The organism is Acidocella sp. (genome assembly GCF_035535915.1).
Classification (GTDB): domain Bacteria; phylum Pseudomonadota; class Alphaproteobacteria; order Acetobacterales; family Acetobacteraceae; genus Acidocella.
Genome location: NZ_DATLPB010000094.1, coordinates 1 through 18,695, shown reverse-complemented (window position 1 = coordinate 18,695; position 18,695 = coordinate 1). Strand labels below are relative to the sequence as shown.

Sequence of the window (18,695 nt, the reverse complement as noted above, 5' to 3'; positions counted from 1 at the left end):
TGCAAGGAGCGCCCAAAATGAATGATCGTCACAATGATGGTGCCGGGCCCGAAAATCCATCCCGCCGCGTCGCGCTGGCCTGCGCGGGGTGGATGGGCACCGGCATGGTATGGACCATGGTCGCCGGCGTGCCGCGGACTCTTGGCGTTATCGGCAATGCCGCGGCCGCCACGGCCGATGAGTTCAGTTTCGTGCAAATGAGCGACAATCATATCGGCTTCAAGGCCGGCCCTTATCAAGACGTCGCCGGCACTTTGCATGAAGCCGTCGGCAAGGTGCAGGCGCTGCCGAAAAAACCCGCCTTCATGCTGCACACGGGGGACATCAGCCATCTCAGCAAAGCGGAGGAATTCGATACCGCCGATCAGATCAACGCCACCGCGGGGTTGCCGATTCATTACGTTCCGGGTGAACATGACATGCTCGATCCCGGCAAAACCCTGTATTTGTCACGTTACGGAAAAGGTACAAAAGGCGACGGCTGGTACAGTTTCAACGATCACGGCGTGCATTTCATCGGCCTGTCCAATGTTCGCCACAGCGCCCCGGATGGCCAATGGCTGCTGGGCGCCGAGCAGACCGCCTGGCTGGCCGACGATTTGCGTTCCGTCAGCCCTTCGACGCCGATCGTGATTTTCGCGCACATCCCGCTATGGACCATCTATGCCCAATGGGGGTGGGGCACGGGGGATTCCGCCGCTGCCCTGGCATTGTTGCGCCCTTACGGGTCTGTGACGCTGCTCAACGGACATATCCACCAGATCGTGCAAAAGGTGGAAGGCAATATCAAATTCCATACGGCGCGTTCCACCGCCTTCCCCCAGCCGGCCGCCGGTACGGCGCCGCACGAAGGGCCAATTATGACCATTTCAACCGGCGAAATCGGCGACTATCTCGGCATCACCCATGCCAGCATGACCCACAGTTACGGCACGCTCGCCGTCACCGATACAACATTATCCTGAGGAGGAACCTCATGAATTTGTCACACAGCGTCATGGCCGCAACCGTGGCGGCGGTGCTGGCCGCCGCCCCCGCCTTGGCCGCCACGGAGACCGTGACCATCGACAATTACACCTTCACGCCGGCAACCCTGAACGTCCATGAAGGCGATACCGTGATCTGGACCAACCATGACAGCATTCCGCACACGGCGACGGCATTGGATGGAAAGAGCTTCGACAGTGGCGCGATCGACCCCGGCGCAAGCTGGAAATTCGTGTTTACCAAAAGCGGACATTTCAACTATCGTTGCGCGATCCATCCAGATATGCGCGGCACGATCAACGTCCAGTAATGTCTCACGCATCCTTACCGGGGGCTTTTTGGCGGCGACAGGTGAAGATCATACCAGACGGTTCCAGGCTTTGCTCCTACCGGAGCTCGGCTATCTTCGGCGCGTGGGCCTGGCCCTTACGGGGAGCCGGGCAGAGGCCGACGAGCTGGTGCAGGAAACCGTGCTGCGCGCGCTACGTTATTTCGGCGGCTACAAAGGCGACGGCTTCAAACCATGGATGGCGGCCATCATGCGGAATGCGTACCGAGACCGGCGCCGGCCCATGGCCTGTGCGGTCGCCGCAGACGATCAACAGATTCAGGGCATCGCGGATTCCGCGCCGGACCCGGAACAGCAAGCCCTCGCCAAAGACAACTCCACCCGGCTGCGCGGCCTGATCGCGGCGCTGCCGGACGCGTTACGCGAGATTCTGGTGCTGCGGGAGTTCGCCGGGCTTTCCTACGCGCAGATCTCTGTTGCCCTAGGCATCCCCGTGGGCACCGTCATGTCCAGGCTTTCCCGCGCACGGGATGATCTCCGCATCGCCTGGTTGGCCGACGACGATAAGGCAGCTTCATGAATCACGAATCTTATTCCGAACAGTTGAATGCGATGTTGGATGGGGAATTGCGCGCCGCGGACATCGCCCCGCTGGCACGGCACATCACGGCCTGCCCCGATTGCACCAGGCAGTTGGCCGAACTGACCGCTTTGCGTGCCGCTCTGCATCAGGAGTACACGGCAGACGAGGCCCCCCCGGAGTTTTATGCGAAAATTGCCCTGCTGCTGGACCGCGATCGGCAACATGCCGATGCGCCCAAAATCATCCCGCTGCAGCCACGGCCCGTTCGCCGCCGCATCGCCTGGTTTGCCGCCGGCACGGCGATCGCGGCCATGCTCGCGATCGCGCTGTTGCCGCACCGGGACGTGACACCGGATTTGATGAGCGTTCGGGACGCCGCGTTGCGCGGCGGCATTTCGGCGCCTGTCGCCCTCAGCACGCCCGGCCCGGTCATTCCCGGGTTTCAATTGACGGCGGCGCGGTCCGATATCGTCGCGGGCCATCCCAGCCGGGTATTGGCCTACGCCAAAGGCCGCCAGACTATCGTTTTATGCATCTGGTCCGCCAACGGCGAGGCGGCCCACGGCGTTCGTCATGCCGTTTATAAAGGAATGGCCATCCGTTATTGGAATGACGGCCGGCAGGAATATTGGGCCGCAACGACGGGATCGAACGATCTGCTGGAAGAGTTCGTAACGTCTGCCAGGAATATTTAAGCGGAAAGAGAAAGCGCTACTTTTTGTGAACAAAAAGTAGCAAAAAAACTTTTTTATGCTGGGCCATGGGCGTTGGCACTGACACAGCCTGAGGCCCAGCATAACAAAAGTTTTTGCGCCGCTTTTTTCAAAAAGCGGCTACTTTCTTTTAAGAAACCCGCGACAAATGTGCCGCCGCGGCCTGCAGTTCGAGCAGTGCGGTTTGGGTAAGCCACTCCAGGCTGCGATGCGTGGCCTGGGTCGCAAGGTTGAGCGCAGCCACAACCTGGCCATCCGCCTTGCGCACCGGCACCGCGATCGAGCGCAGCCCCGGTTCCAGCTCGCCATCTGCAATTGCCCAGCCTTGTTCACGAACCAGGCCAAGTTGCCGCTTCAACTCGGCCGGACTGGTGATCGTCTTCGCCGTCCGCGCCGGGAAGGATGCGGCTGAAAGATAGGTCTCCAGCTCCTCCTCCGACAAAGCCGCCAGCAGCACGCGGCCGATGGAGGTGCAATAGCTCGGCAGCGTGCTGCCGATGAGCAACGGAACGGAGATGATTCGCGATGTTTCGGCGCGGCAGATATACACGATCGTTGCGCAGCCGCTGCGGGCGTCCAGCATGCCCAGCGAACAGGATTCCTTCAGCCGGTCGCGCACGGCGTTGACGATCGGCTGGCCCGCCTTGGCGAGCGGATCGGAATACGAGAACGCCCGGGCCAGCGGCAACAATGCCGGCTGCAAGCGATAGGCCGCGCCGTCACCGGCAACATAACCCAGGCCCTCCAAGGTGAAGAGGCAGCGGGCGACGCTGGAGCGCGGCAGGCCCGTGAGCCTGGCCGCCTGCGTCACCGTCAACGCGGCATGGCCCTCAAAGGCGCACAACACCTCGAGCCCGCGGGAAAGCGACGTCATGAACCGCGGGTCGCCCTCGCCGATCTGTGACGATTTTTCTCTCTTGACTTCCTGCATGACGCGGATCAACACTCCGATTAACGAGTATACTGACCGATTATCGGTTAAAAGGGAAGAGCGTGCAAAAGTTTTTTTCAAGCCCGGCCGAGGCCGTGCAAGATGTGCTTTTCGACGGCATGACCGTGATGTCCGGCGGCTTCGGCCTGGCCGGCAATCCGGAAAGCCTGATCCTCGAACTCCGCCACGCGGGCGTGAAAGACCTCACGGTCATCTCGAACAATTGCGGCGCCGAAGGCTTCGGCCTCTGGACCCTGCTCCGCAACGGGCAGATCCGCAAAATGATCAGCTCTTATGTCGGCGAAAACAAAACCTTCGAGCAGCTCTATTTGGCCGGCAAGCTGGAGCTGGAGCTGAACCCGCAAGGCACGCTGGCCGAGCGGATTCGCGCCGGCGGCGCCGGCATTCCCGCCTTCTACACGCGCACCGGGGTGGGTACGGTCGTCGCCGAAGGCAAGCCGGAAGAAGAATTCGACGGCGTGCGCTATATCCGCGAAACCTGGCTGAAAGCGGATCTCGCGATCATCAAGGCCTGGCGCGCCGATCCCGCCGGCAATCTCATGTTCCGCAAGACCGCGCGCAATTTCAACGCGGACATGGTGACGGCGGCAAAAACCTCCATCGTGGAAGTGGAAGAAATCGTCCCCGCCGGCACGTTCGATCCCGACTGTATCCACACGCCGGGGATTTATGTCGACCGGATCGTGCTGAGCACCGTGAACGAAAAGCGGATCGAGAAACTGACGGTACGCGAGCGCGATACCGGTACCGCCGCAACGGGGAGTGACCGTTAATGCCCTGGACCCGCGACCAGATGGCGGCCCGCGCCGCCCGCGAACTGCAAGACGGATACTACGTGAATCTCGGCATCGGGATTCCCACGCTCGTCGCCAACCATATTCCCGCCGGCATCGATGTCACGCTGCAAAGCGAGAACGGCATGCTCGGCATGGGGCCATTCCCCTATCCTGATGAGGTCGACCCGGACCTCATCAATGCCGGCAAGCAGACGGTGACCGCGTTGCCGACCACCTCTTTCTTCTCCTCCTCGGCCAGCTTCGCGATGATCCGCGGCGGGCATATCGATCTCACCGTGCTCGGCGCGATGGAAGTCGCCGCGAACGGCGACATCGCGAACTGGACCATTCCCGGAAAAATGCTCAAGGGCATGGGCGGCGCCATGGACCTCGTCGCCGGCGTGAAGCGCGTGGTCGTGGTGATGGAGCATACAGCCAAGAACGGCGCGCCGAAAATCCTCGAACATTGCACCTTGCCGCTCACCGGCGCCGGCGTCGTGGACCTTATCGTCACGGATCTTTGCGTGTTTTCCTGCGACAAGGTCAAAGGCGGGCTGACGCTGCTGGAGCTGGCACCCGGTGTGAGCCTGGACGAAGTGCGGCAGCAAACCGCCGCATCGTTCGCGCCTCGCCTGGCTTAAGGGGCAAGACCATGACCGCAGCTTTTATCTGCGACGCCATACGGACCCCGATCGGGCGCCTGGGCGGCGCGCTCTCCACCGTGCGGGCGGATGATCTGGCCGCCTTGCCGATCGTCGCCTTGCTGCACCGCAATCCTCAGCTCGATCCCAGCGCGATCGATGACGTTTATCTCGGCGCCGCCAACCAGGCCGGCGAAGATAATCGCAATGTCGCGCGCATGGCGGCATTGCTCGCCGGCCTGCCCGTGAACGTTCCGGGCGTCACCATCAACCGCCTGTGCGCCAGCGGCGCGGACGCTGTGGGCTCCGCGGCGCGCGCCATCATGGCCGGACAGATCGACCTCGCCATCGCCGGCGGCGCCGAGAGCATGACGCGCGCGCCTTACGTGATGGCGAAATCCGACAAGGCCTTCAGCCGGACCATGCAGATCGAAGACACGGCCATCGGCTGGCGGCTGGTCAACCCGCGCATGCAGGCTCTGTACCGCACGGCGTCAATGCCGGAGACCGGCGAGAACGTGGCCGAGCGCTACAATGTCAGCCGCGAGGAACAGGATATCTTCGCGCTGCAGAGCCAGGCGCGCGCCGCCTCGGCCCAGGCCCAAGGCTATTTCGCGGCGGAGATCGAGCCCGTCACGATCCCCGGCAAAACGCAGACCATCGTGGTGGCGGCAGACGAACATCCGCGCCCGGAGACCACGCTCGCGGCGCTGCAAAGACTGCGCCCGGTGGTGCGGCCGGACGGCACGGTCACTGCCGGCAATGCCTCGGGCATCAATGACGGCGCCGCCGCGATGTTCATCGCGTCCGAATCCGCCGCGAAGCGCCATGGGCTGGTGCCGCGCGCGCGCATTCTCGGCATGGCGGTCGCGGGGGTCGAGCCGGATGTCATGGGCATTGGCCCGGTGCCGGCCAGCCGCAAATTGCTGGCGCGGCTCGGCCTGTCGATCGCGGATTTCGGTCTCATCGAGATCAACGAGGCTTTCGCCGCGCAAGTCATCGCATCGATGCGCGCGCTCGGCATCGATCCGGCCGCACCGCACCTCAACCCGCATGGCGGCGCCATCGCGCTCGGCCATCCGCTCGGCATGTCCGGCGCAAGGCTGGCGATGACGGCCGCACACGGGCTTAAGGTCACAGGCGCGCGCCGCGCCCTCGTGACCATGTGCATCGGTGTCGGGCAAGGTCTCGCTCTGGCCATCGAACGCGTCTGACCAGATGCCCCCGCTTCCTCCGGGCTAGAGCAATATGCGTTGGATGGAAGCGGAAGCTTCCACCCGGACGCATGAAATGGCTCACCAAAAATGAAACCGGCATTCGATGAATGCTCCCGGCCCGCGCGTTTCGATCGTCTAACCAAGGGAATGAAACATATGTCCAACAATCACACCGCCGCCATCGCGGCCGCGCCACCCGGCCAGGGCCAAAGCGGGCTGATCGCCAAACTTGTCTATGTGTTCGAGCAGGTGATGCCGGACCCGTTTGTCTTGTCGATCGGGCTGACGGCGCTGGTGGCGATTTTGGCGTTTGCCTTCGCACCGCACGCCTCGGTGCCGGACGTGTTGAACGCGTGGTACGGCGGCGCCTTCAAGATCCTCGCCTTCGCGCTGCAAATGATCCTGATCCTTGCAACGGGTTTCGCCGTCGCGGATGCGCCGGTCGTGCGCAGGGGGCTGCGCCGCCTGGCGGAAAATGTGCAGACACCGGCGCAAGCCGTGCTGTTGCTGTTTCCGGTCGTCGCGGCCGCCGCCTGGCTGAACTGGGGGCTGGGCCTTGTGGTCGCCGCGTTCCTGTCGCGTGAAATCGCCCGGCAGACGCGCGTCGACTTCGCCTGGCTGGTCGCCGGGAGCTATTCCGCCTGGTCGATCTGCAATAACGGGCTCTCCAGCTCCATCGCGCTCTCCCAGGCCTCGCACGGCAGCGCCCTGAACTTCGTCGAGAAGGCCACGGGGCATGTCATCCCGTTGAGCGGCACGATTTTCGCACCCTTCGTGCTGGTGCCGACGAGTCTCGTCATCGTCATCATGGCCGCCATCTTCATCAAGATGCATCCCAAGGATGGCGCGATCCAGGCCTTCGCGGAACCGGCCGCAACGCCCCGCGTGGACCCGCATGCCCGTGCGGCCGGCGCGTCGTCGCTTGCCTCGCGCATGGAGCGGTCGTTCGTGGGTGTCGTGCTGCTGTTCGCCTTCGGCGGCGGCCTGCTCGCCATGACCTGGTACGAGAAGGGCTTCTCGCTCGACATCAACACGACCATCCTGATCTTCCTGCTGGTCGGTTTGGTGCTGCAAGGCACCCCCATCGCCTATGCCAATGCCATTCGCGACGCGGCGAAGCAGACCGGCTCCATGCTGCTCCAATATCCGCTCTATGGCGGCATCATGGGCATCATGGCCGGCACCGGCCTCGCCGCGGTCATCGCCAAGGGATTCGTCGGCATCGCCACCGCGGCGACGCTGCCTTTGTGGAGCTTCGTGAGCTCGCTGATCATCACGCTGCTGGTGCCGAGCGCCGGCGGTCACTGGGCCATCCAAGGGCGTTCGTGTTGCCGGCGGCGCTGGCCCTCCACGCCTCGACCGCGCGGACAGCGATGGGCGTGGCCATGGCCGAGAACGTGTCGAACATGCTCCAGCCCTTCTGGGCCGTGCCGATGGTGGCAATGGCCGGCATCCGGCTGCAGCGCGTCATGGGCTACACAGCCGTCACCTTCATCGTGTCACTCGTCATCTACGCGGCCGCACTGGTTTTGATCCCGTAAGGTCCGCGCGCCGGGCTTCCGTGCGAAGCCCGGCGCACGTTAAGAAAGTAGCCGCTTTTTAAAAAAAGCGGCGCAAAAATTTTTTTGAAACTGGGCCGGTGGCACTGACATCGACATCACCCCGCGCGCCTCCGCCCGCCGCATTTTCGGCCCGCAAGTGCGCGTTGATTACGTCGTTTTCGCGATTCCCGCCCGTTTTTTTCAGCTCGATCTGTTGCTGCATGATTTGGAGCTGCCGCTCTTCATCCTGGAATGTGCGCCGCTCATGGCGGCAAGCCCGCTATCCAACTGGCCCTGACTATCCTGGGCATAGCTAACCCCCGCAAGGGCGATAAAAGCCAACGCGGCCGGCGGCTTTTTAGGCGGATGAAAATGATATAACATATCATTGACCGCGTCGCCAAAACGATACACTATATCATTCATACATTGACCATTTCCAACTGGCTCACCATCGGGAGATCTTCGTGAACCACCGCGCCTCCGCCTCTGTTTCGGCCCCCTTCAAACCAGCTTCATCGGCCGGGAGAAAAATCGCCCTTGGCCTGTTCGCCATGCTGGGCCTGACGCTGCTCGGCCAGCGCGCCGCCTCGGCCGCCGCGCCGGGTGTGATCAAGGCGATCGGCGTGGAGAATGAATATGCCGACGTCATCGCCCAGGTCGGCGGCCAATATGTGCGGGTGACATCGATCGAATCCGACCCCAACACCGACCCACACACCTTCGAAGCGAGCCCGAAGATCGCGGCGCAAATCGCCGCCGCCCGTTTGGTGGTCGAGAACGGCCTGGGCTACGATGACTGGGCCGACAAGATCATGGCCGCCGCGCCGAACGCCGGCCGCAAGCTCATCAATGCCCAACATCTGCTCAACCTGCCGGACAACACGCCGAACCCGCATCTCTGGTACGATCCCAAGACCATGCAGGCCGTGGCCGAGGCGGTCGCCACCGATCTCGCGGCCCTGCAACCGGCCCATGCCGCCTATTTCCGGGCCAATGCGGCAAAGTTCGACGCCTCGCTGAAGCCCTGGTTCGCTTCCATCGCCTCGTTCAAGGCGGCTTTTGGCGGCACGCCGGTCGCGGTGAGCGAACCGGTCGGCGACTATATGCTCCAGGCCATCGGTACCGATATCCTCACCCCCTTCAGCCTGCAGGCGGCGATCATGAACGGCACCGACCCCGCGCCGCAGGACGTCACCGCGGAGAACGCTTTGTTCACCGGCCATAAGGTCAAGGTCTTCGTCTATAACCAGCAGGTCACCGACCCGCTGACCCAGTCCTTCCTGAGCCTTGCCAAACGGAACGGCATTCCCATCGTCGGCGTCTATGAAACCATGCCGGCGCCGGGCTACAATTATCAGACTTGGATGGTGGCGGAGGTCGCAGCGATGCGGAAGGCCGTCACCGACAAACTCTCCACGCAGAGCCTGATGGCGGCTGCACAGTAATCGGGTACTCAGTCTTATGCATGACCGGCGCGAAATGCTTGCAGTTGACCAGGTGAGCGTTTCGCTGTCGGGACGCCTGATTCTCGAGAATGTCGGCTTCACGCTGGCGCCCGGGGCATTCTGCGGCCTGATCGGCGCGAACGGATCGGGCAAGACGACCCTGCTGCGCACGATTCTCGGCCTCCAGGCGCCGAGTGCCGGCGAAATTCGGATCGACGGCACGGCCGGCCGCAAAAGCTTGGCCTCGGTCGGCTATGTGCCGCAAAAAATCCTGCTCGATCCGTTCATGCCGCTGCGCGCGCGCGATGTCGTCGCCCTCGGCCTCGACGGCCACCGTTTCGGCCTGCCCTGGCCGTCCCGGCGGCGCGCGGCTTTGGTCGAGGAAATGCTCGTCGCGGTCGGTGCCGACGGTTTTGCCGACCAGCGTGTCGGCACTCTCTCGGGCGGCCAGCAGCAGCGCGTGCTGATCGCCCATGCTTTGATCCGCCGGCCCCGCTTGCTGCTGCTCGATGAGCCGCTCGCCAATCTCGATCTCCGCAGCATTGCCGAAATCGTCGCCGTGCTGCGCCGCTTGGCCGCTGAGCAGCGGATCACGGTCCTGCTTTCGGCGCACGACATGAATCCGTTGCTCAAGGCGATGGACCGGATCGTCTATCTCGCCAACGGCCGCGCCGCTGCCGGACGGACCGACGAGGTCGTGCGCACCGAGGTGCTGAGCCGGCTCTACGGCTACCATATCGACGTGATCCGCGTGCATGGCCGCGTGCTGGTGGTGGCCGCCGAGGCCGCCGACCATAGCCACGCCGACCTCGCGCAGAACCCCGTTCACGTCGCTCAGATTCCCTAGCATGAGCACGCTGTTCACGCTCCTGGTCGAGCCCGGCTTCTTCACCAGCGATCCGGTACGCACCGCGTTGATCATCGGCGGTGGCGCCGCTTTGGTGTCCGCGGTGATCGGCGTGTTCACCGTGATGCGCGGCCAGTCTTTCGCCGGCCATGGGCTCTCCGATGTCACCAGCGCCGGCGGCTCGGCCTCCTTCCTGCTCGGGATCAACCCGCTGCTCGGGTTTCTCGGCATGGCGGTGATGGCCGCGTGCGGCATGGAACTGGTCGGCGTCCGGCAGGCCCGCGAGCGCGACCTGGTGACCGGCATCGTGCTGGGGGCCGGCCTCGGCCTGACCGCCTTGTTTCTCTATCTGGACGTCACGCTCGGCAGCACCACCGGCGCCGCGAACATGGTGATGTTCGGCTCGATGTTCGCGATCGCCCCTTCGACGATTCCCCTCGCGCTCGCAGTTGGCCTGCTGGCGCTGGCAACGGCCGGAATCCTGTACCGCCCGCTTCTGCTGTGCTCGCTCGATCCGGACCTGGCGGCCGTGCGCGGCGTGCCGGTGCGCCTCATCGGCTTCCTGCATCTGCTGACCCTGGCGCTCGCCGCGTCGCTCTCGGCCATGACGGTGGGCGCGATCCTTTCCACCGCCTTGCTGATCGGGCCGGCGGCGACCGCCTTGCGCCTGGCCAAGCGGCCCGGCGCCGCCATGGCGCTCGCCGCTTTGATCGGGCTCGGCGCCACCTGGGGGGGCATCCTGCTCGCTTACAACAGTTTCTACTGGACGCCCGGCCATGGCTGGCCGGTGAGCTTCTTCGTCGTCGCCCTGATATTCGCGGCTTACCTCCTGGCCACCGGCGGGCGGCGGCTCGGCCAGCGCGGGAGCTTGTAAGAGAATGTTTTCCAGCTTCATGGTGAATGCCTGGATCGTCGGCTCGATCGTCGCAATCGTCGCCGGCTGCGTCGGCTTTTTCGTCGTGCTCCGCGGCTCGTCCTTCGCCGCGCATTCCTTGCCGCTCGGCGCCTTTCCCGGCGCCGCGGCGGCGACCTTGCTCGGCGTCAACCAGATTTTCGGCCTCATCGCGTTCGCCGCCCTCGGCGTGATTGGCATCAGCCAGCTCAGCCGCCGTGGCCGTCACGAGGTGGCGACCGCTTTGTCGCTGGTCACGTTGCTTGGCCTTGGCACCTTGCTTCTGAGCCGGACCACGGAATATTCCCAGGAGGTGTTCGGCCTCCTGTTCGGCGAGGTGCTCGGCATCAGCACCAGCGCGGTCCTGCCGGTCGCCGCCCTCGGCGCCGTCTCGATCGCCGCCATTCTGCTCCTGTTCCGGCCGCTGCTGCTCAACGCCCTGTCGCCGGATCTGGGCGAGGCGCGCGGCGTGAGGGCCGGCGGCATCGAATTCCTGTTCCTCGCCGTCCTCGCACTCGCCACCGCCATGGCGCTGCCCGTGGTTGGCGCCTTGCTGGTGTTCAGCCTGATGATCGGCCCGGCCTCGGCCGCGCGCAGCTTCGTCGACCGGCCGCTGCCGGCCTTGTTCTGCGCGGTCGCGATCTCGCTGGCGACGGTCTGGGCAGCGATTGCGCTGGCCTATGTCACGGATTGGCCGGTGGGTTTTTTTGTCGGCCTGTTCGGCGCCATCTCCTACGGCCTGGGGCGGCTCCGCGCCTGGGGCCGTGTCGCGCCGCGGGTCCGTCTCGCCAAAGCCTGATCCCGTTCCCGACCGGGCGCGCCGCCTTCAATGGATGTCGGTCCCAGAGGCGGTGTGGGCCGTGGAAGAGCGGGGAATGGCCGCCTTGTTATCGAGGCTTGATTGCCGATGATTCTGCGCCAACAGTAGGTTTTTTCGGGGTGCCAGAATGTGGAAACTCGCTGACCTTCCAGGCCAGGGCTGGCTGCAAATCTCGGAGTTGGCTCTTGCGTTTCTGTTGTGCGCACTGATCGGCATCGAGCGGGAGATCCGCCAAAAGAGCGCCGGTTTGCGGACCTACACGGTTGTCGGTGTATCAGCCGCCCTCTTCATGCTGATCTCCAAATATGGGTTCATGAATATTCTCTCCTATGGCCGGGTTGTCGTCGACCCGTCACGTGTCGCGGCGCAGGTGGTTTCCGGGATCGGATTCATCGGCGGCGGGGTGATTTTTATGCGCCGCGACGTCGTGCGCGGGCTCACGACGGCGGCGTCGATCTGGTTCACGGCGGCTCTCGGCATGGCCTGCGGCGCGGGCTTATTCATTCTCGCCATTGCCACAACGGTCGGCTACTTTCTGATCATGCTGGTGTTCCCGGCATTGGCGCGACGCCTGCCAAAATCACGAAAGCTGACAAATGAGATTTACATATCCTACGAGGACGGCATGGGCTTGTTGCGGACCATTCTCATACGATGCACCGAGCTGCGTTTCGCAATTGACCGCGTGAGGCTCGATCAGGACCACAGTCTGACGAACGGTCGCGAGGAAGCGTTGGACAGCGCCGACCGCGAACGCACCGATCTGACGATCCCGCCCGCCAGAACCATCACACTCACCATGCTCGTCAAGGGCAAAAGGCCAGTCTCCCACCTTGTTGCGACGTTGAGCAACATCGCCGGGGTCCATGAGGTGGGCCGGGTAAACAGCGAAGCGGAGTTCGAATAATCTGCCGATCATGTCGACGCCTACGGCACTCCGGAGCGATGTAGATCTTATCCGCAGAGCACCCGAACGCCGTAGGAAACGGCCAATGCCAAACCGTCTCGGCAGAAAGTCTGCCCGCCCAAAAGCTGCACAGTTAAAATTTTCCGAAAGCGTCTTGCTCGTGGATATAACGTGACCGAGCAGGCGATTCAGCCGGTCCGCCAGTGCTGTTTATCTGTTTGAGTTTACGCCATTTTATCCCTTGACATGATATTTCATGGGATTATAGCCGCCGCATCGGCTAAAGGCGCGAAGTCTTTGATCGTTTCACGTGTCAGCCAAACAAAGGATCATATGGAACCGGGGTCTAGTATGCGATCAGCGGAAAGCGATCGTCGGCATTTCGTGCCTGCTGTCGTTTCCACTGATGCAACCATCACCCGGGTGAGCATCGTTCCGGTAGAGGGTTCGCGCTGATGCGCTGACCTTCGAATGGCCGTGCCTCCCGGGCTTGAGCAACCGCTTGAGAATCAGGAGGCCTGAGATGGCCATTCAATTGCGTTTCAATACAAAAATTTTTTTCCAGTGAGCCAGATCGCACGCCTTGACTTCGATCTGATGTAACGCCTCCGGCTGCGGCCGGACCGGCCAATCCTCATCATGCATCGGGTCGAAGAACCTGGCGGCAGATTCAGCCGTCATTGGGATGTCGGGCGTCCGCAACTGTCTTCAGGTTATTCTGATACGGCTCAGGAACCAGCTCATTATGTCGACCACCTATGTAAACCGGATCATCTCGCCTTCCTCCATTGTGATGATTTCGCTTCTCCTGTGGGGACTGCCGGCGGCGGCGCAGCCGCAGAGCCAGACCGTGCCGGCCGGCCTGTGGACGCGCAGCAATCTGCTCGGCGACATGGGCGGTCTGCGGACAACGCTCGGGGATTACGGCGTTTCGCTCACCCTCCAGGACACCGAGACGCTGCTCGGCAATGCCGCCGGCGGGGTAAAGCAGGGCGCGACCATGCAGGGCCTGACCACCGCCACGCTGCAGCTCGATACGCAGAAAGCTTTCGGGCTGGCGGGCGGCACGATCAATGTGAGCGCGCTGCAGATCCATGGGCAAAGCCTCAGCCCCTTTTATCTCGACAATCTGCAGACCGCGAGCGGCACCGAGGCCGAGGATTCCACCCGGCTCTGGGAACTCTGGTATGATCAAAGTTTCGCCAACGGCGCGTTCGACCTCAGGCTCGGCCAGCAAAGCCTCGACCAGGAATTCATCGTCAGCAAATATTCGGCACTGTTCGTCAACGCGATGGCGGGCTGGCCGATGCTGCCCACCGCCGATCTGTATGCCGGGGGCCCGGCCTATCCGCTCTCTTCGCTCGGCATACGCGGCCTGGCGCGGCCGGAGTCGAACCTGACCGTTCTGGCCGGCGTATTCGACGACAACCCCCCGGGCGGCTCCTTCGCCGACGACCCGCAATCGGCAGATGGCGGCGGCGTGCGGTTCAATCTGAACACCGGCGCGCTGTTCATCGCCGAAGCGCAGCTGACCGCAAACATGATCGCCGGCCTGCCGGGGACCTACAAGCTCGGCGTCTGGTACGACACGGGTTACTTCCCTGACCGGGCGGTCGACAATCAGGGCCTCTCGCTGGCCGCCCCGGACAGCGACGGCATCCCGGAGATGCACAAAGGCAATGACAGCGCCTATGCCGTCGTCGACCAGACGATCTGGCAGCCGAAAGGATCGGCGCGGAGCCTCAATCTCTTCGTGCGGCTCATGGGCGCGCCGGCGGATCAGAATTTGATCGACTTCAGCGCCAATGGCGGGCTGACGCTGACCGATCCGTTCCCCGGGCGCCCGAATGACAGCGCGGGACTCGATATCGGGATCGCCAAGGTGAGTGGTAGGACAGCCGATCTGGACCAGGCCGAGGCCCTGTCTTCAGGCTCATTCGTGCCGGTCCGCGGCTCCGAGACGCTGATCGAGCTGACCTATCTGGCGCAGGTAACGCCATGGCTGCAGATCCAGCCGGACGCGCAATTCGTCCTCAATCCGGGCGGCGGCGTGGTGAACCCGGATGACCCCACGGCACGCCTGCGTGACGAAATGGTGATTGGCGTGCGGACGAACGTCAATTTCTGACGAACGTCAATGGCCCAGAGGCTGCCATAGGTAAGCATACGGGCAGCCATTGTTCCGATCCCAATCGCCGGTTCGCGCACGCGCCTATGGCGGGCCCATCGCCCCCCTCTTGCCAACATCGCCCGGCAGTCGCATTGGGAGAACCGATGTCATCCTAGCCGGCATGACCATAATCGGAGGATATTATCATGTCGCATGTCATCCTCACATTGCTCACCAGACCTGAAACGGCGCCTGCCACGCTCGCGGGTGCCGAACGGCTTGCCGCACTCCTCGGGGAGGCGCGAATCGAGGCCTTGGTCATGAGAATGCCGCCAATGGCGACGATCCTGGCCACGGAGGAGGTTCTCACGAAAGACCAGGAAAAACGGATCCGTGATCAGGAAACTGAGCGGGCGGCCGCCTTGCGCGGCGTTTTCGAATCCTGGGCCGCAAAACGGGGCGGCGCCAAACAGCCGCGCTGGATCGATGAAGAGGGCGTTACCGAAACGCTGGTCAAAAGCTGGGGACAGCGTGCCGATTACATTGTGGTCGGGCGGCCAAATGCGCATGCCCACCCCACCGAGTACGATGCGTTGCACGCCGCGGTGTTTGTCACCGAGCGGCCCGTCTTGATCATGCCGCCTTCGCCCGCGGTCGAATTCGGCAAGACGGTCGCCATCGCCTGGCGTCATGACAAATTCAGCCTGCATGCCTTGCTCGCGGCGCTGCGCTGTCTGTCCCAGGCCAAACAAGTCCATGTTCTGATGGGATACCGGCCCGGCGATGCGCCGCCGAAAATTCCCGATGTGCTCACCGAACACGATATCGACGCCACCGGCCATGAGCTGCTCATCGGCAAGGAGATTTTCGGGGCGCAGCTTCTCGCCACGGCGCACGATTTGCATGCCGATCTCCTGGTGATGGGGGCGTTCGTGCACAGCGCCTGGCACCATCTTCTGTTTGGCGGCGTCACGAAATATGTGCTGGAGCACGCGGACATACCGGTGCTGATGCGGCATTAGCCTGCGGCCGATCGGGCGCGGGCTTCGCTCACGCCGGTCTCCGGCCACCGCCGCCTTTGGCCTCGAGCGCCCCGATATAGGCTTCGAGGTACCGGTTGATGTCACGAAACAGGCTGAATCCAACGCGTGGATTGACTTCCATCAATTGGATCCGCCCGTCCAGGATCTTGTAGTCAAGACAGCATGTTCCGTTGAAGCCGACCGATCGCAGCAGCTCGGTCAACGCCAAAATGACATGCCCGTCCATCGCCGCGCCGAGCATCTCCCGCTCCGGCTGACGTGCGGTGCCCTTGACCAGAAACTCATCGGACATCACGTATTTGTTGGTAGAATGATAGAGGACTTCGCCGTTTACTAACAGCATATGCGTCGCGTACTCGACCTGCCCAGGCACATAGACCTGACAGAAAAAACTGTCCCGGCTTAAATGAGTCTCATGGCGTCTCTCATCCTCCTCAGTGCGGACGACGAAGATTTCCTCCCCTGAACCACCGTCACGCCTTTTCAGGACATAGGGAAAATCCCGTTTCGTTGTCTCGTAAATTTCCGGGATCATGTACGCGAAATCGCTCGCGAGAATCGCCTTGTTGAAATCCAATTTGTCGGCGCAAAGCGCCGTTATATCGGGATCCGCAATGATGTATTTCCCGTGCGCCTCGCCATATCGGCGGCGGAGCGCCATGGCGTCGTGGACCTGCAAAGGAATGGCGTAGTCCACCGTCTCAAGATCGAACCGGTCGAAATCGACGCAGCTGAAAGAATATGACGCGGCATCGATGCTGCCGGCCACCAGGCTTTCCCAGGCGCCATTCCTCCCGAACGCGATTTTCTTGGGCGTCGTTTCCATCAGATTTTCTCTCCGCACCGCGTTATCAGGCGAACGAATCCGAGCATTTTTGTTGCGCAATAGAATCAATACCAGAATATCCCGGCCGCTAAACCCCGGGGACGCGAAATTCAAACGATTATTTGTACGCCAGACTATAACCCGCCGCGTGGCGCCAGACGGCCGGTGGCGGCTGCTTCCTCTCCGTAATTGATCCAGCGCAACACTCCCGGCCTGCAAAATCTGGTAGATAGGACTCCCAAATCGCCGGCTGGCTACGACAGAGGGGGAGCGTCATATGTTGCTGAGATCCATACAGGAGCTTTGCCCGTGAGCGCCTCCGAGCGGCCTTTGAATGAGCCGAAACCGGCCCGCTTCGTGAGGGTTTTGCGCCGCCTGAAGGAACACCCGCTGGCTCGGCTCGGCCCGGGTCTCATCACCGGCGTGGCCGACGATGACCCGAGCGGAATCGCTACCTACTCCCAGGCTGGCGCGCAATTCGGCCTGCAGATGTTGTGGACAATGCCCGTGGCCTTCCCCCTGATGGCCGCGATCCAGTCCATGTGCGCGGATCTCGGCCGGGTCACCGGCAAAGGACTCGCCGCCAACATCAAGCTCGCCTTCCCCCCCGCCGTGCTGCGCGGCGTGGTGCTGCTCCTGCTCATCGCCAATATCTTCAACATCGCAGCGGACATTGCCGCCATGGGGGAAGTCGCGGAGCTCGTCAGCGGCCTGGACCGCCATTTGATGACGCTGGTCTTCGTCGTGATCATCCTGATGCTCCAGGTCTTCGTGCCTTATCACCGCTATGTCGTGGTCCTGAAATGGCTGACCCTCTCGCTGCTGGCCTATGCGGCGGTATTGTTCACGGTCCATGTCCCCTGGGGGCAGGTGGCGCTGCGCACATTCTGGCCCCATCTCGCCCTCTCGCGAGGCGCTGCGACGATGGTGGTCGGTGTGTTCGGCACCACCATCAGTCCCTATCTCTTCTTCTGGCAGGCCTCTGAAGAGGTCGAGGATATGCAACGGCACGGCGCCCGGGCGCTGGCGACCGATCCAAGTGCCGCACCGTCCGAACTGCGCCGCATCCAATGGGACACGTGGAGCGGCATGTTCTATTCGAACATCACCGCTTATTTCATCATTCTCGCGACCGCCGTCACGCTGAACGCCACGGGCGTGACAAATATTACGACGGCGGCCCAGGCAGCCAGCGCGCTGCGCCCTTTGGCCGGCGCGTTCGCCTTCACGATCTTTGCGCTGGGCATTCTCGGCGTCGGCCTGATCGGCGTGCCGGTGCTGGCGGGCTCCGCCGCCTATGCGTTGTGCGAAGCCATGGGGTGGCGCTGGGGGCTGGAGCGGCGGGCGACGGACGCGCGCGGCTTCTATGGCGTCATCGCGATCAGTGTGCTGGCCGGGTTCGTCATCCAATATTCCCCGCTCAGCCCGATGAAAGCTTTGTTCTGGAGCGCGGTCATCAACGGAATCGTGGCCGTGCCGCTGATGATCGTGATCATCATCCTCGTTTCCAAAAAGTCGATCATGGGCGCCTATCAGGTACGGCGGCCCATCCTCATCCTTGGCTGGATCGCGACCGCCATCATGGGCGTGGCCGCCGCTTTGATGTTCACGACATAAGAAGCCAGGAAAATAACGGGACCGGCGAATCCTTTTCGGCCGTGACAGCCTTCTCAACCTCTCCTAGTGTTCTGGAGATAATTTTCAACGTGAGATAAAAAATGGCCGACCAGGTTTATTACCAGATCCAGATTCTCGCCGCCCTCAAGGAAATCCATAAGGAACTTGCCTGGTTTCGGGCACGTGAGGAAGCCAAGGACAAGGCTCAGCGCGAGGGGCTGCATTACACGCCCCACGCTCCACATGCGCCGGAATAAGGCCCGCGACAGGCGGCGGCCTCAACAGGCCGTATAGCCTCGTAATCTTCGATTCTGTGTGGATATTGGCGCGGGGCGCCGTCGTTCCGCCTTCAGGTTATGAGCCTGACGAGCTACCGGGCTGCTCCACCCCGCGTTGTGTGGTTTGTTGTTTTGATAGGTTGGAGGACCTGGCGGCGACCTACTCTCCCGTGCCTTAAGACACAGTACCATGGGCGCTGGGGATTTT

20 protein-coding genes and 1 pseudogene are annotated in these 18,695 nt (G+C 62.7%); 17 read left to right on the top strand and 4 right to left on the bottom strand.

The window, feature by feature from the left end; translation table 11 throughout:
- Positions 1 to 17: 17 nt before the first annotated feature.
- The 4 genes from VNC39_RS12260 (at position 18) to VNC39_RS12245 (ending at position 2,554) form a co-directional block, all read left to right on the top strand.
- Positions 18 to 965 carry a metallophosphoesterase family protein gene (locus VNC39_RS12260; RefSeq protein ID WP_325399594.1) on the top strand — a complete coding sequence of 316 codons (948 nt, stop codon included), beginning with the start codon at positions 18 to 20 and terminating at the stop codon, positions 963 to 965.
- An 11-nt stretch (positions 966 to 976) separates the two neighbouring features.
- Positions 977 to 1,297, top strand: a complete 321-nt coding sequence (locus VNC39_RS12255) for a cupredoxin domain-containing protein (RefSeq protein ID WP_325399593.1) — start codon at positions 977 to 979, stop codon at positions 1,295 to 1,297.
- A 70-nt stretch (positions 1,298 to 1,367) separates the two neighbouring features.
- Positions 1,368 to 1,856 carry an RNA polymerase sigma factor gene (locus VNC39_RS12250; protein ID WP_325399590.1) on the top strand — a complete coding sequence of 163 codons (489 nt, stop codon included), beginning with the start codon at positions 1,368 to 1,370 and terminating at the stop codon, positions 1,854 to 1,856.
- On the top strand, positions 1,853 to 2,554 hold the full coding sequence (locus VNC39_RS12245; protein WP_325399588.1) for an anti-sigma factor: 702 nt from the start codon (positions 1,853 to 1,855) through the stop codon (positions 2,552 to 2,554). Before VNC39_RS12250 ends, VNC39_RS12245 begins: the two co-directional genes overlap by 4 nt.
- A 148-nt stretch (positions 2,555 to 2,702) precedes the next feature.
- On the opposite strand, the gene VNC39_RS12240 is transcribed toward VNC39_RS12245, so the two are convergent.
- Positions 2,703 to 3,446, bottom strand: a complete 744-nt coding sequence (locus VNC39_RS12240) for an IclR family transcriptional regulator domain-containing protein (protein WP_325399586.1) — start codon at positions 3,444 to 3,446, stop codon at positions 2,703 to 2,705.
- Positions 3,447 to 3,565: 119 nt separating this feature from the next.
- On the opposite strand from VNC39_RS12240, the gene VNC39_RS12235 reads away from it, so the two are divergent.
- The 4 genes and pseudogenes from VNC39_RS12235 (at position 3,566) to VNC39_RS12220 (ending at position 7,699) form a co-directional block, all read left to right on the top strand.
- Entirely contained in the window at positions 3,566 to 4,297 is a 732-nt protein-coding gene (locus VNC39_RS12235; RefSeq protein WP_325399584.1) for a CoA transferase subunit A, read from the top strand.
- Positions 4,297 to 4,941: a 3-oxoacid CoA-transferase subunit B gene (locus VNC39_RS12230; RefSeq protein ID WP_325399582.1), complete on the top strand. Its 645-nt coding sequence runs from the start codon at positions 4,297 to 4,299 to the stop codon at positions 4,939 to 4,941. The genes VNC39_RS12235 and VNC39_RS12230 overlap by 1 nt, the downstream gene beginning before the upstream one ends.
- Before the next feature lie 11 nt (positions 4,942 to 4,952).
- The gene (pcaF, locus tag VNC39_RS12225) at positions 4,953 to 6,155 is read left to right on the top strand and encodes a 3-oxoadipyl-CoA thiolase (RefSeq protein WP_325399580.1); all 1,203 of its coding nucleotides are present in this window, start codon (positions 4,953 to 4,955) and stop codon (positions 6,153 to 6,155) included.
- A gap of 90 nt (positions 6,156 to 6,245) precedes the next feature.
- Positions 6,246 to 7,699, top strand: a pseudogene (locus VNC39_RS12220) (TIGR00366 family protein).
- A 58-nt stretch (positions 7,700 to 7,757) separates the two neighbouring features.
- On the opposite strand, the gene VNC39_RS12215 reads toward VNC39_RS12220, so the two are convergent.
- Entirely contained in the window at positions 7,758 to 7,922 is a 165-nt protein-coding gene (locus VNC39_RS12215; protein WP_408840668.1) for a hypothetical protein, read from the bottom strand.
- 244 nt (positions 7,923 to 8,166) lie between these two features.
- Between VNC39_RS12215 and VNC39_RS12210 the strand changes: the two genes are divergently transcribed.
- The 5 genes from VNC39_RS12210 to VNC39_RS12190 all read left to right on the top strand — a co-directional run bounded on the left by VNC39_RS12210 (position 8,167) and on the right by VNC39_RS12190 (position 12,613).
- Positions 8,167 to 9,147, top strand: a complete 981-nt coding sequence (locus VNC39_RS12210) for a metal ABC transporter solute-binding protein, Zn/Mn family (protein WP_325399578.1) — start codon at positions 8,167 to 8,169, stop codon at positions 9,145 to 9,147.
- 34 nt (positions 9,148 to 9,181) lie between these two features.
- Positions 9,182 to 9,994 carry a metal ABC transporter ATP-binding protein gene (locus VNC39_RS12205; RefSeq protein WP_325399576.1) on the top strand — a complete coding sequence of 271 codons (813 nt, stop codon included), beginning with the start codon at positions 9,182 to 9,184 and terminating at the stop codon, positions 9,992 to 9,994.
- A gap of 1 nt (position 9,995) precedes the next feature.
- A complete protein-coding gene (locus VNC39_RS12200; protein WP_325399574.1) occupies positions 9,996 to 10,868 on the top strand; it encodes a metal ABC transporter permease in 873 nt (290 codons plus the stop codon).
- 4 nt (positions 10,869 to 10,872) lie between these two features.
- Positions 10,873 to 11,685, top strand: a complete 813-nt coding sequence (locus VNC39_RS12195) for a metal ABC transporter permease (RefSeq protein WP_325399572.1) — start codon at positions 10,873 to 10,875, stop codon at positions 11,683 to 11,685.
- Between the two features lie 148 nt (positions 11,686 to 11,833).
- Positions 11,834 to 12,613: an MgtC/SapB family protein gene (locus VNC39_RS12190; protein WP_325399570.1), complete on the top strand. Its 780-nt coding sequence runs from the start codon at positions 11,834 to 11,836 to the stop codon at positions 12,611 to 12,613.
- A 531-nt stretch (positions 12,614 to 13,144) separates the two neighbouring features.
- Here the strand turns inward: VNC39_RS12190 and VNC39_RS12185 are convergent.
- Positions 13,145 to 13,294 carry a hypothetical protein gene (locus tag VNC39_RS12185; RefSeq protein ID WP_325399568.1) on the bottom strand — a complete coding sequence of 50 codons (150 nt, stop codon included), beginning with the start codon at positions 13,292 to 13,294 and terminating at the stop codon, positions 13,145 to 13,147.
- Positions 13,295 to 13,358: 64 nt separating this feature from the next.
- On the opposite strand from VNC39_RS12185, the gene VNC39_RS12180 reads away from it, so the two are divergent.
- Positions 13,359 to 14,741 carry a carbohydrate porin gene (locus tag VNC39_RS12180; RefSeq protein ID WP_325399566.1) on the top strand — a complete coding sequence of 461 codons (1,383 nt, stop codon included), beginning with the start codon at positions 13,359 to 13,361 and terminating at the stop codon, positions 14,739 to 14,741.
- Positions 14,742 to 14,929: 188 nt separating this feature from the next.
- A complete protein-coding gene (locus VNC39_RS12175) occupies positions 14,930 to 15,745 on the top strand; it encodes a universal stress protein (RefSeq protein ID WP_325399564.1) in 816 nt (271 codons plus the stop codon).
- 28 nt (positions 15,746 to 15,773) lie between these two features.
- Here VNC39_RS12175 and VNC39_RS12170 read toward each other — a convergent pair whose 3' ends face one another.
- Positions 15,774 to 16,652, bottom strand: coding sequence for an ATP-grasp domain-containing protein (locus VNC39_RS12170; RefSeq protein WP_325399562.1), 879 nt, complete (start codon positions 16,650 to 16,652; stop codon positions 15,774 to 15,776).
- A 249-nt stretch (positions 16,653 to 16,901) separates the two neighbouring features.
- On the opposite strand from VNC39_RS12170, the gene VNC39_RS12165 reads away from it, so the two are divergent.
- A complete protein-coding gene (locus tag VNC39_RS12165) occupies positions 16,902 to 18,209 on the top strand; it encodes an NRAMP family divalent metal transporter (protein ID WP_325399560.1) in 1,308 nt (435 codons plus the stop codon).
- Between the two features lie 101 nt (positions 18,210 to 18,310).
- Positions 18,311 to 18,466 carry a hypothetical protein gene (locus VNC39_RS12160; RefSeq protein ID WP_325399558.1) on the top strand — a complete coding sequence of 52 codons (156 nt, stop codon included), beginning with the start codon at positions 18,311 to 18,313 and terminating at the stop codon, positions 18,464 to 18,466.
- Positions 18,467 to 18,695: the final 229 nt, after the last annotated feature.